Below are 14316 nucleotides of genomic sequence, written 5' to 3' on the forward strand. Positions count from 1 at the left end.
ATTTTACACAAAAATAAACTTTTTTAAAAGAAAAACAGCTGTTCACAAGAAACAGCTGTTTACTAATTTATTTACTTTCAAAGGAACTGCACTGGCTAGAGCAATTTTTCGAAAGAGAGCAAGCCGCGCATTTGCCTTTTTTAGATTTATTGATAAACCGGACAAAAGCCCAGCTGGCATAACTAAAGATGGCACCGCCAATTATAATATTCGCTATCATAAATACCACACCTTTCTCTTATCAATGACTGCTTTTGGGAAATTACCCTTACACAAGTCCAAACATTTTTCCGCCCTGATAAACAATTCCTGCCAGTAAATAGGCTATTGCCAGGGCATATAAAATGGAGAAAGCAGTCCATTTCTTGGATGATGTTTCTTTGTATATAGTCGCTGTTGTTGCCAAACATGGAATATACAGAAGAATGAATACCATAAAGCTATAAGCCGCTAGAGGTGTATAGTAGTTTGATAATAATCCCTGAAGGTTTTCACCCTTAGGAACAAAATAAATGATATTCATTGTGGAGATAATAGATTCTTTTGCCAAAAAGCCTGTTAATAGAGACGCGCCTGCCTGCCAAGTACCAAAGCCAAGCGGTGCGAGCAGAGGCGCAAGCACTCCACCAATAGCTGCAAGGAAGCTATGATCCATATCCACTTTTAATCCGCCAGGACCGGCATACGATAACACCCAGATAAAAACAGAACCTGCAAAAATAAATGTTCCGGCTTTCCTAACAAAGCCTTTCCCTTTATCCCAAGTACTTCTTCTAAGTGCCTGAAACTGTGGCAGTCTGTACGGCGGAAGCTCGATCACAAACAAAGATGTTTCTGACTTTAAGATAGTTGAAGAAAAAACTTTAGCTAGAATAAGAGCTACGACAATTCCCAGTACATATAAGCTTAAAACCACTAGAGCTTTTTGTCCCTGAAAAAAGGCTCCGACAAATAAGGCATAAACCGGAAGTCTAGCAGAACAGGACATGAGCGGAGTGAGCAATATGGTTAACAGCCGTTCCCTTGGTGTCTCGATCGTCCTTGCAGCCATAATCCCCGGTACATTACAGCCAAAGCCAATCATCATTGGAATAAAGGCTTTACCGTTTAATCCGACAGATTCCATAATCCTGTCCATAACGAGAGCAACCCTTGCCATATAACCTGAGTCTTCTAAAAGTGATATGAAGAAGAATAGGATAAATATTTGCGGTACAAAGACTAGTACTCCTCCTACACCAGCAACAAGCCCCTGGATAATTAGGTCATGGATAAAAGGAGAAGCTCCCACAACTGACAGTGATTTTTCAATTGCATTTGTTACAGGACCTGTGAGCAATTTATCTAGCAGATCAGCCAAAGGAGTTCCAAGCCAGTCAAAAGTGAGCATAAACATCACATACATTAAGGCCAGAAAAATAGGCATTCCAAGATAACGGTTTGTTACCAGGCTATCTATCTTTTCGGTTAGTGGAGTTCCAGCTTTTTTCTTACTGACCGATTCAGTCAAAATATTTTCAATAACCATTTTTCTCTTTAAATAGATAAAATGAGGCAGTGACTTTCCGCCTTCTTTAACTTTTACTTTTTCTGTAACATCATTAAGGAGAGCTTCCATTTTTTGCGGATTAATGATAGTACGAAGATATTCTTCTACATATTTGTTACCTTCAAACCATTGAAGCGCCAGCCATCTTGGTGAATGATTGGTTTTCCCCTCTAATTCACCTGCTGTTAATAAAATGGTGTCCTCCACATCTTTTCCATAGTAAACAAGGATTTTTCGTTCTAAAGTCTCCTTCTCATCGGAAATGACATTAACCAGCTGGTCACAGCCTTTACCGCTTCTGGCTACAACCGGCACCACTTTTACGCCAACCAGATGGGAAAACTTATCTATATCTATATTAATTCCTCGGCTTGCCGCTACATCGACCATATTAAGCCCAATTAGAGCAGGCTTTCCATATTCAAGCAATTGCAGAGTTAAATGCAAATTACGCTCGAGCTGCGAGGCATCCAATATATTTAATAATCGATCAAACTTTTCATTTAAAAAGAAGGATGTAACCACACCTTCATCCTTTGAAAGGGGATTTAAAGTATAAACTCCCGGTAAATCAATTAATTTGCCAATATTATTTTTAAAAAGTCCTACTTTTTTTTCTACAGTTACGCCGCTCCAGTTGCCGACATATTCATAGGACCCTGTTAAGTTATTAAACAATGAAGTTTTACCAGTATTGGGGTTTCCTATTAAAGCAACTTCCATTATAACCGCTCCACTTCAATACAATCTGCTTCTTTACGGCGTATGCCAACACACTGCCCGCAGGATTCAATCATGATGGGGCCCCCAAAAGGCATGACACATTTTACACAGACCTCTGTTCCCTCTGTGATACCTAAATCAAGTAAACGCCTTTTAACAAGGTGACCTACATGAGAGATATTAATGATCTTTGCTTTTTCTCCAGCTTTCAAATGACCAAACATGTTTATCACCCTTTAATTGAGAATGATTATCTTTACTATGTAGTTATTTTAACACTAAAACTAAAAAAATGTAAAAGCAATATTAAGGGAAATTCCTTTGAATATGCTGAGAAAGGATAAAAGTTTATAAGTTTGACATATTTACTTTCTTACTCGTTTTTTTTGGCTTTTAAATTCAGTCGCTGTTAATCTTACTTGTGGATTTTCTCCAAGCCACTCGCTTCCCGCAGGAGTCTCGTGATCTTGCTCTACAATCAACACATATAAAAATCAAAACTGCTTTTTAACGAAGCCTAAGTTTAAGAAAAAGCTACTTCCATTCTCAATCCAATACATAGGTAAATAGTATTATTCTAAAATAATATTTATAATATTTTTTATTTTCTGTAAATTAAAGGATTTTTTACCATTTTTGTAGAATTATATAAATCGAGCGAAAAATGAATAGTCATTCATTTTTTCTCAACAAAAAACAAAGGGGGTATTATGAATTGAATGTTTTTAGCTTATTTTGGAGTGAATTAGCTAAACTTGCAGTAAAAAAAGGGGTGTTACTGTCTGTTATAGCTGCTCTGCTGATCCCTGTTGTGTACGGCGGAATTCTTCTCTCTCCCACATGGAGTCCGTATGACAATCTTTCCAACCTGCCAGTAGCAGTAGTAAACAACGATGAAGGTGCTATGTCAGGCGATGAGAAAATTAATGTAGGAAATGACCTGGTCGCTGATCTGAAAAAAGGCAAGGATTTGCGCTGGGAATTTGTTGATTCAGACGAAGCTCGATCCGGACTTGATAATTTTAAGTATTATATGATTATTGAAATTCCAAAGGATTTTTCTAAGAGAGTAACCACTGTACTTGAACCAAACCCAAAAAACCTGGAGCTTAAATTCACTCAAAATGAAGGTCTTAATTTCATGGCTGCACAGGTAACTAAAAGTGCAACAGAAAGTATCCGCGAACAGCTTGCTAATAAAATTACTGAGAAATACGTAAAGAATATTTTTGCAAATCTTGGTGATGTAGCAAATGGGTTTAAAACAGCTGCGGATGGCTCTGCTCAACTGCATGACGGTACCGTTCAGCTTCATGATGGAACTGGCCAGATGCTGGATTCACTGACAGAAAAATCAGCTGATATTAAAAAACTTGCAGACGGTTCAAAAGAGCTTGAGGCAGGAACTGCGGAGATGGCGAGTTCTTTATCCTCCAAGCAAAGTGATATAACCAAACTTGCAAGCGGTTCCAAAGAATTAAAAAGTGGAACTGGACTTCTCCTTTCCTCTTTAAACAGTAAATCCGGCGACATTACCCGTTTAGCTCAAGGATCAGCTGCTGCTAATGATGGTACAGGAAAATTGCTTGCTGCTCTAAAAGCTGGACAGCCTGGCGTTCAGCAGCTTGCTGCAGGCGGGAAGAGCCTAGCAGAAAATGCACCAATTCTAAAAGCTGGCACTTCAACAATACTGGCAGGCCTTACAGCTGCCCAGGATTCAATTAAAAAGAAAATTGGTCCTGGAACATTAGGGGTGTCGAAAGGAGCAAGCGAAGTAGCAGAAAAGTCAGAAAAGTTAAGGGGCGGATTACAGGGACTTTTGCAACTGTTGGAGGCTTATAAAACCTCGAATAAATTGGAAAGTGACACAGACTATATTCAGATTATTGGTGCGGTCAATACTATGATTAACGAGGCAAACAACAACGCCCCTAAACTTGTGGAATTAAAAACAGGGGCAGCATTAATATCTGCTGCATTCACAGAAAACAAAGTACCAGATCCCAAAAATTCCCTTATCGATGGAATTAATCTTATGGCTGCAGGACAAAAAAATATTGATGATGGAGCTACATTACTGGTAGCAAGCGCCCCTGCCCTTCAAAAAGGCACAGCGGACCTTGCGACAGGCTGGAATACAATGATTGATCAAGTTACACTTCTTCACGGTGGCACTACTCAAATCGCCGATGGAACAAAGGCCGTCCAAACAGGCTGGGGTGATATGACTGTTGGAGTAACAAAGCTTGATATTGGAGCCGCTCAGATTTCTGCTGGAAACGCTTCTGTTGATAAGGGATGGCATGACCTGTCGGCTGGGGCTATACAAATCCATGATGGCATGGTTCAGGTTAGCGATGGAAATGCCTCTGTTAATAAAGGCTGGGGTGACATGACAACAGGTGTTACACAGTTAAATGATGGAGCTGCCAAGCTTGATGATGGGTCAAACCAGCTCGCCTCCGGACTGAAGGATGGTGCGCAAAAAACTAGTGCCATTAAAGCAGATGATCAAAATATAAAAATGTTTGCGTCACCTGTTAAACTGGCTGGAAGCACGGTTCATAAGTATCCGCACTACCGGGATTCAACTGCACCTTATGTTTTATCTTTAGCTTTATTTGTTGGAATTCTGGTTTTATCATTATTTATTAATTTCAGAAGGCCTGAAGAAGTTTCCGCACTCAGCTGGTTTGGAGCTAAATTCTTAAATCTTTCGGTTCTTGCGGTAGGACAAGCCCTTCTATTATCACTAGTTGTCCTTGGCTTTTTAGGAATGAATGTAGATAACCCTGTGGCTTTTGTTTTATTTGCTGTAATTGTAAGTATCATATTTTCAGGAATTATTTTATTCTTTGCATCGTTGGGGAATGCCGGAAGATTCATTGCTCTTGCATTCGTAGTGTTGCAGCTTTCTACAACTGGGGCTAACCTCCCAATCGATATGCTGCCTGAAAATCTCCGTAACCTGAGCTCGTACCTTCCATTTACTTATACAATAGAAGGATTTAAGTCGATTATTTCACTTAATGACTCAGGGGCAGCTTTTGGAAACATTGCGATTCTGCTCGGCTTCTTTGTATTATTTATGGTGCTTTCAGCAGCTGTTTTCTTATTAAAATCCAAGGAACAGCCACATCAGGCGGACATCGCTGTTTAAATTATTCTTTTAAATAAGTATAAAAAAGCCCTCTTCCATATGGAATGAGGGCTTTTTTCAGCTTATTAAAACTCTTTCTTAGCTGAACGATAGAGCATGGTTCTTGGTGCTGCGCTAATAACAAGAATTACTAGAATTGCGCTGATAACAAAGCTTGCCAGCATATAGGTGCCGTTATATATTAATGAATAAAGTGCTACCGGCTGGCCTTTTGGTGCATAGGAGCCGAAAAACACGATACCTGAAATAAAATGGCAGATAAATCTTAACAAGCTTCCGATAAACGCACCGACAACTGCAAGCGTCATCCACTGCCCTTTTCGATTCTGTGCCAATGACTGCTTTAAGCCAGCAGCAACTAATCCAGCAAGGCCAACTGTTGCAAAAGCCAGGATATAATCAAGGAATCCCTGTATAGGATGAACAACGGTCGAAAACCCTAAAATTAATTGAAGCAGCCCTAATAAAAAGCCAGTCAACACCCCGCCTTTGGTTCCCCAGCGGTAGGCCATTAGAAAAATAGGAACCATTGCAATTGATACAGATCCTCCCTGCGGCCAAATTCTAGAAAAAATAAATCCTGATGCCAGGTCCAGTAAATAAGCAAGTGCTGTAAAAACTGCAACCTCCACTAAAAACAATGTTTTGCTTTTTTGATTCAAAACCTTTTCCCCCTTTTAATTTGGAGAGTGTCTTTCCCTATTGGCTATTGCTCCGCATAAAAGTGGAATGCAAAAAGCAATCCAGGACGGTTGGGGACCCTGCATTGCCTATATCCTCAAACCACATCCCTACGCTAGCGTTAACTAACAGGTTCATAGGGTCAGAACTCGAACATTCACTCTCAGCCGCTTTTGCAGCTCCCCCTGTGGAAATATTAAATTTAATTCTTTTTCGACTATACTACTTTTTATCATCTCCGACAAGGAAAAACATGGATTATGCAAAACATGCAAATTGGACGATTTTATTTTGAAGGAATTCTGCTCCATCCTATCGAATTATTTCATCTAAAGCCCGCTTTCATTTATCCCGATAGGAGGACCAACATGCTAACTCAAAAAAAAGAGGCTTTACTCAATTTTTTTAAAAGCCAGAAAAAACAGCTTTTATACGATTGGGACAAATCTATTATTGTTTCGGATGAGGATCCTTTTAGGGACAAAATACTCGCTAATGGCGAGTCCCTTTTCAATTTGGTGTTAATGGTTTTTAAAATGACCCAGGAAGAACTGTTGGAATACATAGAATATCTGGCTACAAGCGTATCTTTAGAGCGTGCAGAAGCTAATATCAATATCGGGGAATTTGTTTATAACGTTAATCTTGGCAGAAGTGTACTGTACAGCTATCTTTCCAAAGCTGAACTGGACTGGAGCGACATGCAGGAAGCAATTAATTTAATCAATTTCTGCTTTGACAAATTCCTTTACTTTGCCGTTTCCCACTATACCGAGGAAAAAAATAAAATAATAGAGGAAAAAACCAAGTATATTGACTCTACACATCAGGACAGGCTTACCCTCCTTGGTCAAATGACATCCAGTTTCATTCATGAATTTCGTAATCCACTTACATCCATTCAGGGATTCATTCAGCTGTTAAAATCAGACTTTCCTGATATGAAATATCTGGATATCATTTCGAATGAATTGGGACAATTGAATTTCCGCATTTCACAGTTTCTTCTTCTATCAAAAAAGGAACTGATTGGCAAAGAAAAGAGTTATTTCAGTCTGAATACCTTAATTGAGGAAGTTTTAAATTTTCTATATCCAAGTATCCTGGATGGGAAAGTTAAAATTGATAAAAAGTTGGCTGGTGACCCTCAGCTATATGGATATGCGGATGAAATAAGGCAAGTATTCATTAATATTATCTTTAATGCCATTGATGTACTCGGCCACCAGGGCAGTGAAAATCCCTTAATTGGAATTGTATCGGAATCATTTGATGAGACAAGCGTCAAAATAACGGTCTCAAATAATGGTCCAATGATACCCGAGGAAATACAAAAAACAATTTTTGAACCATTCTTCACAACAAAAAAGTTGGGGACGGGGCTCGGACTATTTGTGTGCAAAGAAATTATCGAAAAACATAAGGGTGAACTTTACTGCAAATCCTTGCCGAAGAATACAGCTTTTTCTATTATCCTTCCGATAGCACTAGATACTTGATTAAAGGAGTTATTCTGTAATGTTTACCTTGAAAATTGATCAGGACATTGAACTTCAATTATTTCAAATTCATGATTCACAAAAATTGTATAGACTTGTAGATGAAAATAGAACCTATCTAAGGGATTGGCTGCCTTGGGTGGATGGTATGACCTCCTCATTCCAATATCACGGAATTATCCCAATGTGGCTTAAACAATTCGCCGAAAATAATGGGTTTAACGCTGGGATTGTATATAAAGGAGAACTGGCAGGCTCTTTGGGCCTCCACCAAATTGATTGGCATAACCGGCAAACCAGCATTGGTTATTACCTTGGTCAAAAGTTTCAGGGTCATGGAATTATGACAAGAGCTGTACATGGAGTGTTAAACTATATATTTTATGATCTTGGACTAAACCGGGTGGAAATCCGCTGCGGCGAAAATAACATTAAAAGCCGTGCCATTCCTGAAAGGCTGGGATTTAAAACAGAAGGCCTGATTCGAGATGGAGAACAGCTGTATGGGCGCTATCATAATCTGGTTATATACGGAATGTTATCAAGAGATTGGCTGCATTAATTTGCGGCCGGCTCTTTTTTTAGTTTCCAATATACATTCAGCCATATTAGCTGGACAATTGGATAAAAAGTAAAAGAATAAAGAATAGAATACCCACCTTTGTAATGATAAAGCCCCAATCTATGGGCTCCATTTTCCGTCAAAATTCCAAATAAAGACCAACAAAGTATATATGCAACAGTGTGGCGTGTTTGCAGTTGAAGCTTTTCCCATAAATATATAAAAAAGTATGAAAATGGTCCATACATTATATACGAAATAAAATCAAAAACCTCAAACTTCGAGACCTCATTTACATCATAATAGTTCATGGGATACAAGCTGATAGTATGGTCAAAAAAGAAGCCTGTGTATATCCCGAATAGCAGGGATAATAGCAGCATATTGAAGGAGAATTGTATTCTGGCCAAATAGACGGCCAAATAGCCAATGACTGTTACCAGCAGAACAAAAATTTCGTTTGCATCAAATGACTGGTCATACAGAACCAACACCCTTCACCCTTTCTTGCCTTTTTACTATTTTCCATACATAAAACGATATAATTAAATTTACACAGAACAGCATGACTGAAAGGATTGGATTCCATTTATTATAAATTAACATTCCTAAGAGCTTCTGAAGAATTTCAATTCCCATCGAAACCAAAAGAGTCATAATAAATATAATGACTTTCCTTTGAAAGGTCTTAGCGATTTCATTTAAATTAAGCCATATCAAAGACAATAACGGTAAAACAATGTTTCTGGATATAACAAATGCAATATATTTCTCGATTGATACCGAAACCTTTATAAAATTTAGATTCAGCCAAAGAATCGTGCTTCCGTTCATCAAAAGCATAGATACAATGAAAAAAACAATTAAATTTCCTATAAGAGGAATGTTCTTTTTTTGATAATTGTATACAGCACCCAGTATTAAGGCAAATAAAGTAAAAATAAATACAGTCATGAGGTCTGCATCCTTTTATTTTTTTGATTATTATTTCCTTGTTCTAACCTTTTACCCGGTAAAGGGAGACAAATATGAGATATAAAAAGAAGAAATTTCTCTAAAAATGTTTCAAAGCCCCAAAAAAGTAGAAAATGTAACTTAGGGGTATAATAGTGGAAATCGAGGTTTTGGGAATGGAGGTGCGTCCTTACAGGATTTTGTAAGGTATTGGATGATATTAACAAATATTATGATTATCGCAATTTTAATAGCATTGACTGCTTTTTTTGTTTCCTCAGAATTTGCAATGATTAGAGTCCGGACTACAAGAATTGAACAATTAATTTCGGAAGGAAACAGAAAAGCTACAAAAGCAAAAAAAATACTAATGAATCTGGATGGATATTTATCTGCTACTCAAGTAGGCATAACCATTACATCACTAATCTTAGGGTGGCTAGGTGAACCTACGATTCAGAAAATGCTAAACCCCTTGTTTAATAAAATTGAACTTCAGGGATCAATAAAACATATCATATCTTTTATCTTAGCTTTTGCGATCATTACTTTTTTTAATGTTGTTATTGGTGAGCTTTCTCCGAAAACTTTTGCGATTCAGAAAGCTGAACAGATTATTCTTTCATTTGCTCCTCCACTTATTTGGTTTTACAGAATCATGTATCCTTTTATCTGGATACTGAACCATTCGTCGAGAGCGGTAACGGGAATTTTTGGATTAAAGCCCTCTTCAGAGCTTGATGTGTCCCATACTGAAGAGGAATTAAGGATGATCTTATCTGAGAGTTATAAAAGCGGAGAAATCAACCAGTCCGAATTCAGCTATGTGAATAAGATCTTCGAATTCGATAACCGGATTGCCAAGGAAATTATGGTCCCGCGCACAGAGATTATCGCTCTGACAAAAGACATGACCATGGAAGAAATTTTCGACATCATCAAGGAAGAAAGATATACAAGATATCCAGTTATTGAAGGTGACAAGGATAATATTCTCGGTATTGTGAATGTAAAAGAGGTACTAACAGACTGTATGCAGCAAAAGTGTGAAGGTGATCAGCCTCTTGTACCATATATAAAACCTGTCATCCACGTTATTGAGAATATTCCCATCCAGGAATTACTTGTACGTTTGCAAAAAAGCAGGTCACATATGGCTATCCTATCTGATGAGTACGGCGGTACCGCAGGACTAGTTACAGTTGAGGACATCCTGGAAGAAATAGTAGGCGAAATTCGTGATGAGTTTGATCTTGATGAGCTCCCTTTAATTCAAAAAAAGGGTGAAGGGCACTACATTCTCGAGGGAAAAGTATTGATAACCGAAGTGAATGATTTATTAGGAATATCCCTTGAAGAAGAAGAAGTGGATACAATTGCCGGCTGGATTTTGACACAGAAATTTGATGTTCAAGAAGGAGAATCGCTTGAGCGGGATGGGTTTATTTTTCAAATTAAAGAAATTGAAGGCCATCATATTCTTTATGTTGAAGTAAAGAAAATTCCAGCAGTGCACCAGCAAATTAAAGATCAATAGTTAACCGTTAAGCTGATCCTAAAAACCATTGATTTGCGGTTTTGGGATCAGCTTTTTTATCCGCATACTCTCCTTCTTTTGGCTTAGCCGTGTGAAACCTTTGTATTTGTTGATCGGAGCGGAAGACAGGAGAATCCTGGGAAATGCCCCATTATCCTCAATTATGGCATGGCATAACTTCGTGCAGTGAAATTCATGGATGCTTATCTTGTGCTATCGGTTGTTTGGTAAAAGTTAACATATACTTTTTTTGCATACTCCTTAAAAATATTTTTTATTCAGCCTACATAAGTTTTTATGCATTTCCATAAAATGTTTTAAATAACACAGTTTCTAACTGCAACGTTTGACTGTATACTTTTATTTCTTTATAATTATTCTTAATTTTAATATAGAGGTGATATGATGGGGTATTCTATCGTATCGGCGAATTAGCGTGTATCGCAAGTGTTTCAAAGCGCACAATTGATTATTATACATCGATTGGTTTGCTGAATGCAGAGCGGTCCAAGTCCAATTACCGTGTATATTCTGAAGAGGCATTAGCCGATTTAAAGTTTATTGAGGACTGCAAGGTATTGCATTATCCATTGGACGAGATTAAGAGAAAGTTAGATATAAAGAGAGCAAAGAAAATCCGTGAATCCGAAGTGGAAAAACATATCAGTGCTGTCAGCCAGCAGATGAAACAGCTGCACGAAGATTTATCTGTATTATTACCATTGATCGAAAAGATGGATCAACAGCTAAAGGAAGATTTTGAAAAAACCATAAACCTGCAGGGAACTGCCCTGATAAAATCTCTTTTGAATCTCACGGTTAACTTTTGATTACACTGGGAGGTGACTCCTTACCCGACTTTTAGCGGGATAAGGAAACTTATTGGACATATTTAACTTGGTTTTAATAGCCATTTTAATTGCTTTAACAGCTTTTTTTGTCGCATCCGAATTTGCGATTGTTAAGGTGAGAAGTTCTAGAATTGATCAGCTGATTGAGGAAGGCAGGACATCTGCTATTTCTGCGAAAAAAGTAGTAACCAATTTGGATGAATATCTATCGGCATGCCAATTAGGTATTACCCTTACTGCTCTTGGCCTCGGCTGGCTTGGAGAACCAACCATCGAGGATATGCTTCACCCCCTGTTTAGCGGGGTGAATATTCCGGAAGGTGTAGCTAAGGTGCTATCATTTACAATTGCTTTTGCTGCTATTACCTTTCTCCATGTAGTTGTCGGGGAATTAGCTCCTAAAACATTGGCCATCCAGAAAGCAGAATCAATTACTCTTTACATGTCAAAGCCTCTTATTCTATTTTACAAAGTGATGTACCCATTTATTTGGGCACTGAACGGTTCAGCCCGCCTTACAGCAGGTATTTTCGGGTTAAAGCCGGTATCAGAGAATGAATTGGCACACAGTGAAGAAGAACTTCGAATCATTTTGTCTGAAAGCTATAAAAGTGGTGAAATTAACCAATCAGAGTTTAAGTATGTAAATAAAATTTTTGAATTCGATAACAGAATAGCTAAAGAAATAATGGTTCCGAGAACTGAAATGGTTTCTTTATCAAAGGATGATACGCTCGAAACCTTCCTCAAAGTGCTGAGAGAAGAGAAATTCACACGTTATCCAATTATTGATGGAGATAAGGACCATATTATTGGCCTTGTAAATATTAAGGAAATGATGACAGATCTTATTGGTAATGAGAATCTGTCATCCCAGACACTTGAAAGCTATACACGGCCGATAATAAGGGTAATTGAAACTATTCCTATTCATGACCTTCTTGTAAAAATGCAGAAGGACAGAGTCCATATGGCTATTTTAATGGATGAATATGGCGGAACCTCCGGTCTAGTAACAGTAGAGGATATCCTAGAAGAGATTGTTGGAGAAATTCGCGATGAGTTTGATATGGATGAGATTCCAATGATTAGGAAAATTAAAGACAACCATTACATTATCGATTCAAAAGTTTTAGTAACCGAAATCAATGACTTGCTAGGGATTGAAATTAATGATGAAGATATTGATACAATAGGCGGGTGGATTCTGACAGAGAATTACGAGGCTAAGGAAGGCGACAACATTCAGCATGAATCCTACACCTTTAAAATTCTTGAAATGGAAGAACACCATATAAAATATTTGGAAGTATCAAAAATGGCAGAAGGCGGCGAGCCTTCCGCCCAGAAGATTCCCCTGACAGAATCAGAGGTTCTCTTCTAACTAAAACCCAGACCAAAGAAATCGGTCTGGGTTTTTATCTATTTATAAATGAACTTTTTATGAATAGTCAAAAGACCAGTCATTTTTCACTACGAATGAATAGTTTATTCACAAGGAGGGGATAAAAATGAATCAACTGGCATATTTATACTTGGCTTGTATCCTTGCAGGTCTTGCACTATTAAAAGTTGCCGGCGGCATTGGTTTGGTTTCCGGTTTAGGCCATCTTATTTCCATTATAGCTATTGTTGCTGTCGTAGTTTTTGCATTTGCCATACTTTATCTAGGTATTAGAGCTCTGCTCAAAAAGTAACTTGGCATGCTGTCTTCCCCTTTAAATAAGGGGAAGATTTTTTTTTGCTAATCAGAATATTTATATTCATAAATTTTGAACAGATATACCGTTTTAAGAGAGATAAGCGCAATTACGGCTCTCCTCTCACCTAAAGGCCCGGCAATCGCCAAGTTTTCTTTATTTAGATTTTAATATAAGAATTTCTTCTTCAAGTTTTGCTATCTTAACAAGATGAGAATCCAGACGGCGGTGTGCATATCTAACGTCATCAGGACCACCTGCCCCAACTTCCTCATCGGATTCTATAACTCTTTTGGAAACATTCGCCTGGAATTCTTCAATCCTTTGAAGAGAGTCTTTAATATCTGATAAATCGATCTGGTTTACTGCAACCCGGTGTTCGATACTGTCAACCTTCTCAAGCCGTGCAAGCCTGTTTTCAATATTTTCTAAAGTAGCATGAAAAGATTCTATTAAGCTTTTTATATCGTGAACGCTGTCCCACAGCTGATTAACTTTTTGATCCATGATGGCATTCTCCTTATAGCATAGTGTTTTCTTTAAACCAATTTTAACATCTTAAACACTATGAAGATGTTACAAAATCAGCACAACTTGTGTAGGAACTTCGTTTTATATTTGAACATTTTATTACTTATTCGGAATCAACCAGAAAGTGTGAAAAAAATCATAGTGAAAAAACTTGTTTGCTTATACCATTTGGTTATAGGATGAATTGTTTTTTTTGAAATTCAAAATTAATAAAGGTTGGTGCGCACTATGTTGATTTCCATTGATGAAAAGGCATTGGTTTGGTTTACTGATGAGTTTGGAATAAATAGACCATTTTATATTCGTATGTTTCCGCAATACGCCGGCTTTGGAGAAAAGCATAAAGGATACAGTCTGGCCTTTTCTGCTGAAGTACCTGCCAATGCATGCTTTATTCACGAACAGAACGGCATTACCTTTTACATAGAGGGAAGTGATACCTGGTTTTTTGAAGATACCAATACATCTTTATCCTATGATGAGAGAATAAAAGAGCTTCTAGTAAAATATGAGGGAGTTCATTAAGGAAAGCGCAAGCGCCCGTTCAGCGAAGCAACTCCATGAGTAAC

At 37.8% G+C, this 14316-nt stretch carries 15 protein-coding genes and 1 riboswitch; of the genes, 8 read left to right on the forward strand and 7 right to left on the reverse strand.

From position 1 onward, the window contains the following. Positions 1-67: 67 nt before the first annotated feature. From G8761_RS14455 to G8761_RS14465, 3 genes are read right to left on the reverse strand one after another with little or no spacing between them, the layout of a single operon-like run. On the reverse strand, positions 68-220 hold the full coding sequence (locus G8761_RS14455) for a FeoB-associated Cys-rich membrane protein (RefSeq protein ID WP_166027857.1): 153 nt from the start codon (positions 218-220) through the stop codon (positions 68-70). Between the two features lie 48 nt (positions 221-268). Then, the gene (feoB, locus tag G8761_RS14460) at positions 269-2272 is read right to left on the reverse strand and encodes a ferrous iron transport protein B (RefSeq protein WP_166027859.1); all 2004 of its coding nucleotides are present in this window, start codon (positions 2270-2272) and stop codon (positions 269-271) included. Further along, complete coding sequence (locus tag G8761_RS14465) at positions 2272-2496, reverse strand: FeoA family protein (RefSeq protein WP_166027861.1); 225 nt, start codon at positions 2494-2496, stop codon at positions 2272-2274. Before G8761_RS14465 ends, feoB begins: the two co-directional genes overlap by 1 nt. Before the next feature lie 491 nt (positions 2497-2987). Between G8761_RS14465 and G8761_RS14470 the strand changes: the two genes are divergently transcribed. Further along, the gene (locus tag G8761_RS14470) at positions 2988-5432 is read left to right on the forward strand and encodes a YhgE/Pip family protein (RefSeq protein ID WP_166027863.1); all 2445 of its coding nucleotides are present in this window, start codon (positions 2988-2990) and stop codon (positions 5430-5432) included. A gap of 65 nt (positions 5433-5497) precedes the next feature. Here the strand turns inward: G8761_RS14470 and thiT are convergent, their stop codons facing one another. After that, positions 5498-6094, reverse strand: a complete 597-nt coding sequence (thiT, locus tag G8761_RS14475; RefSeq protein ID WP_166027865.1) for an energy-coupled thiamine transporter ThiT — start codon at positions 6092-6094, stop codon at positions 5498-5500. A 109-nt stretch (positions 6095-6203) separates the two neighbouring features. Then, positions 6204-6309: riboswitch (TPP riboswitch) on the reverse strand. A gap of 172 nt (positions 6310-6481) precedes the next feature. Between thiT and G8761_RS14480 the strand changes: the two genes are divergently transcribed. Continuing rightward, positions 6482-7612: a histidine kinase N-terminal domain-containing protein gene (locus G8761_RS14480; RefSeq protein ID WP_166027867.1), complete on the forward strand. Its 1131-nt coding sequence runs from the start codon at positions 6482-6484 to the stop codon at positions 7610-7612. 19 nt (positions 7613-7631) lie between these two features. Next, positions 7632-8174: a GNAT family N-acetyltransferase gene (locus G8761_RS14485; protein WP_166027869.1), complete on the forward strand. Its 543-nt coding sequence runs from the start codon at positions 7632-7634 to the stop codon at positions 8172-8174. Here the strand turns inward: G8761_RS14485 and G8761_RS14490 are convergent. Next, positions 8171-8665, reverse strand: coding sequence for a hypothetical protein (locus G8761_RS14490; RefSeq protein WP_166027871.1), 495 nt, complete (start codon positions 8663-8665; stop codon positions 8171-8173). The genes G8761_RS14485 and G8761_RS14490 overlap by 4 nt on opposite strands. Continuing rightward, on the reverse strand, positions 8652-9128 hold the full coding sequence (locus tag G8761_RS14495; RefSeq protein WP_166027873.1) for a hypothetical protein: 477 nt from the start codon (positions 9126-9128) through the stop codon (positions 8652-8654). Before G8761_RS14495 ends, G8761_RS14490 begins: the two co-directional genes overlap by 14 nt. 214 nt (positions 9129-9342) lie before the next feature. Here G8761_RS14495 and G8761_RS14500 point away from each other — a divergent pair, with 214 nt between their 5' ends. The 4 genes from G8761_RS14500 to G8761_RS14515 all read left to right on the forward strand — a co-directional run bounded on the left by G8761_RS14500 (position 9343) and on the right by G8761_RS14515 (position 13213). Next, on the forward strand, positions 9343-10665 hold the full coding sequence (locus G8761_RS14500; RefSeq protein WP_166027875.1) for a hemolysin family protein: 1323 nt from the start codon (positions 9343-9345) through the stop codon (positions 10663-10665). 464 nt (positions 10666-11129) lie between these two features. Beyond that, positions 11130-11495, forward strand: coding sequence for a MerR family transcriptional regulator (locus tag G8761_RS14505; RefSeq protein ID WP_420800256.1), 366 nt, complete (start codon positions 11130-11132; stop codon positions 11493-11495). A gap of 52 nt (positions 11496-11547) precedes the next feature. Continuing rightward, positions 11548-12900, forward strand: coding sequence for a hemolysin family protein (locus tag G8761_RS14510; RefSeq protein WP_166027877.1), 1353 nt, complete (start codon positions 11548-11550; stop codon positions 12898-12900). A 127-nt stretch (positions 12901-13027) separates the two neighbouring features. Beyond that, positions 13028-13213, forward strand: a complete 186-nt coding sequence (locus tag G8761_RS14515) for a hypothetical protein (RefSeq protein WP_166027879.1) — start codon at positions 13028-13030, stop codon at positions 13211-13213. 159 nt (positions 13214-13372) lie between these two features. On the opposite strand, the gene G8761_RS14520 is transcribed toward G8761_RS14515, so the two are convergent. Next, a complete protein-coding gene (locus tag G8761_RS14520; RefSeq protein WP_166027881.1) occupies positions 13373-13723 on the reverse strand; it encodes a hypothetical protein in 351 nt (116 codons plus the stop codon). Between the two features lie 252 nt (positions 13724-13975). Here G8761_RS14520 and G8761_RS14525 point away from each other — a divergent pair, with 252 nt between their 5' ends. Then, entirely contained in the window at positions 13976-14272 is a 297-nt protein-coding gene (locus tag G8761_RS14525; protein WP_166027883.1) for a HesB/YadR/YfhF family protein, read from the forward strand. Positions 14273-14316 lie beyond the last annotated feature (44 nt).

This window comes from Neobacillus terrae (genome assembly GCF_011393025.1).
Classification (GTDB): domain Bacteria; phylum Bacillota; class Bacilli; order Bacillales; family Cytobacillaceae; genus Neobacillus_A; species Neobacillus_A terrae.

Coding starts and splice junctions, on each gene's coding strand:
- G8761_RS14455 (WP_166027857.1), bottom strand. CDS start 220: ATGATAGCGAATATTATAATTGGCGGTGCCATCTTTAGTTATGCCAGC.
- feoB (WP_166027859.1), bottom strand. CDS start 2,272: ATGGAAGTTGCTTTAATAGGAAACCCCAATACTGGTAAAACTTCATTG.
- G8761_RS14465 (WP_166027861.1), bottom strand. CDS start 2,496: ATGTTTGGTCATTTGAAAGCTGGAGAAAAAGCAAAGATCATTAATATC.
- G8761_RS14480 (WP_166027867.1), top strand. CDS start 6,482: ATGCTAACTCAAAAAAAAGAGGCTTTACTCAATTTTTTTAAAAGCCAG.
- G8761_RS14485 (WP_166027869.1), top strand. CDS start 7,632: ATGTTTACCTTGAAAATTGATCAGGACATTGAACTTCAATTATTTCAA.
- G8761_RS14495 (WP_166027873.1), bottom strand. CDS start 9,128: ATGACTGTATTTATTTTTACTTTATTTGCCTTAATACTGGGTGCTGTA.
- G8761_RS14500 (WP_166027875.1), top strand. CDS start 9,343: ATGATATTAACAAATATTATGATTATCGCAATTTTAATAGCATTGACT.
- G8761_RS14515 (WP_166027879.1), top strand. CDS start 13,028: ATGAATCAACTGGCATATTTATACTTGGCTTGTATCCTTGCAGGTCTT.
- G8761_RS14520 (WP_166027881.1), bottom strand. CDS start 13,723: ATGGATCAAAAAGTTAATCAGCTGTGGGACAGCGTTCACGATATAAAA.
- G8761_RS14525 (WP_166027883.1), top strand. CDS start 13,976: ATGTTGATTTCCATTGATGAAAAGGCATTGGTTTGGTTTACTGATGAG.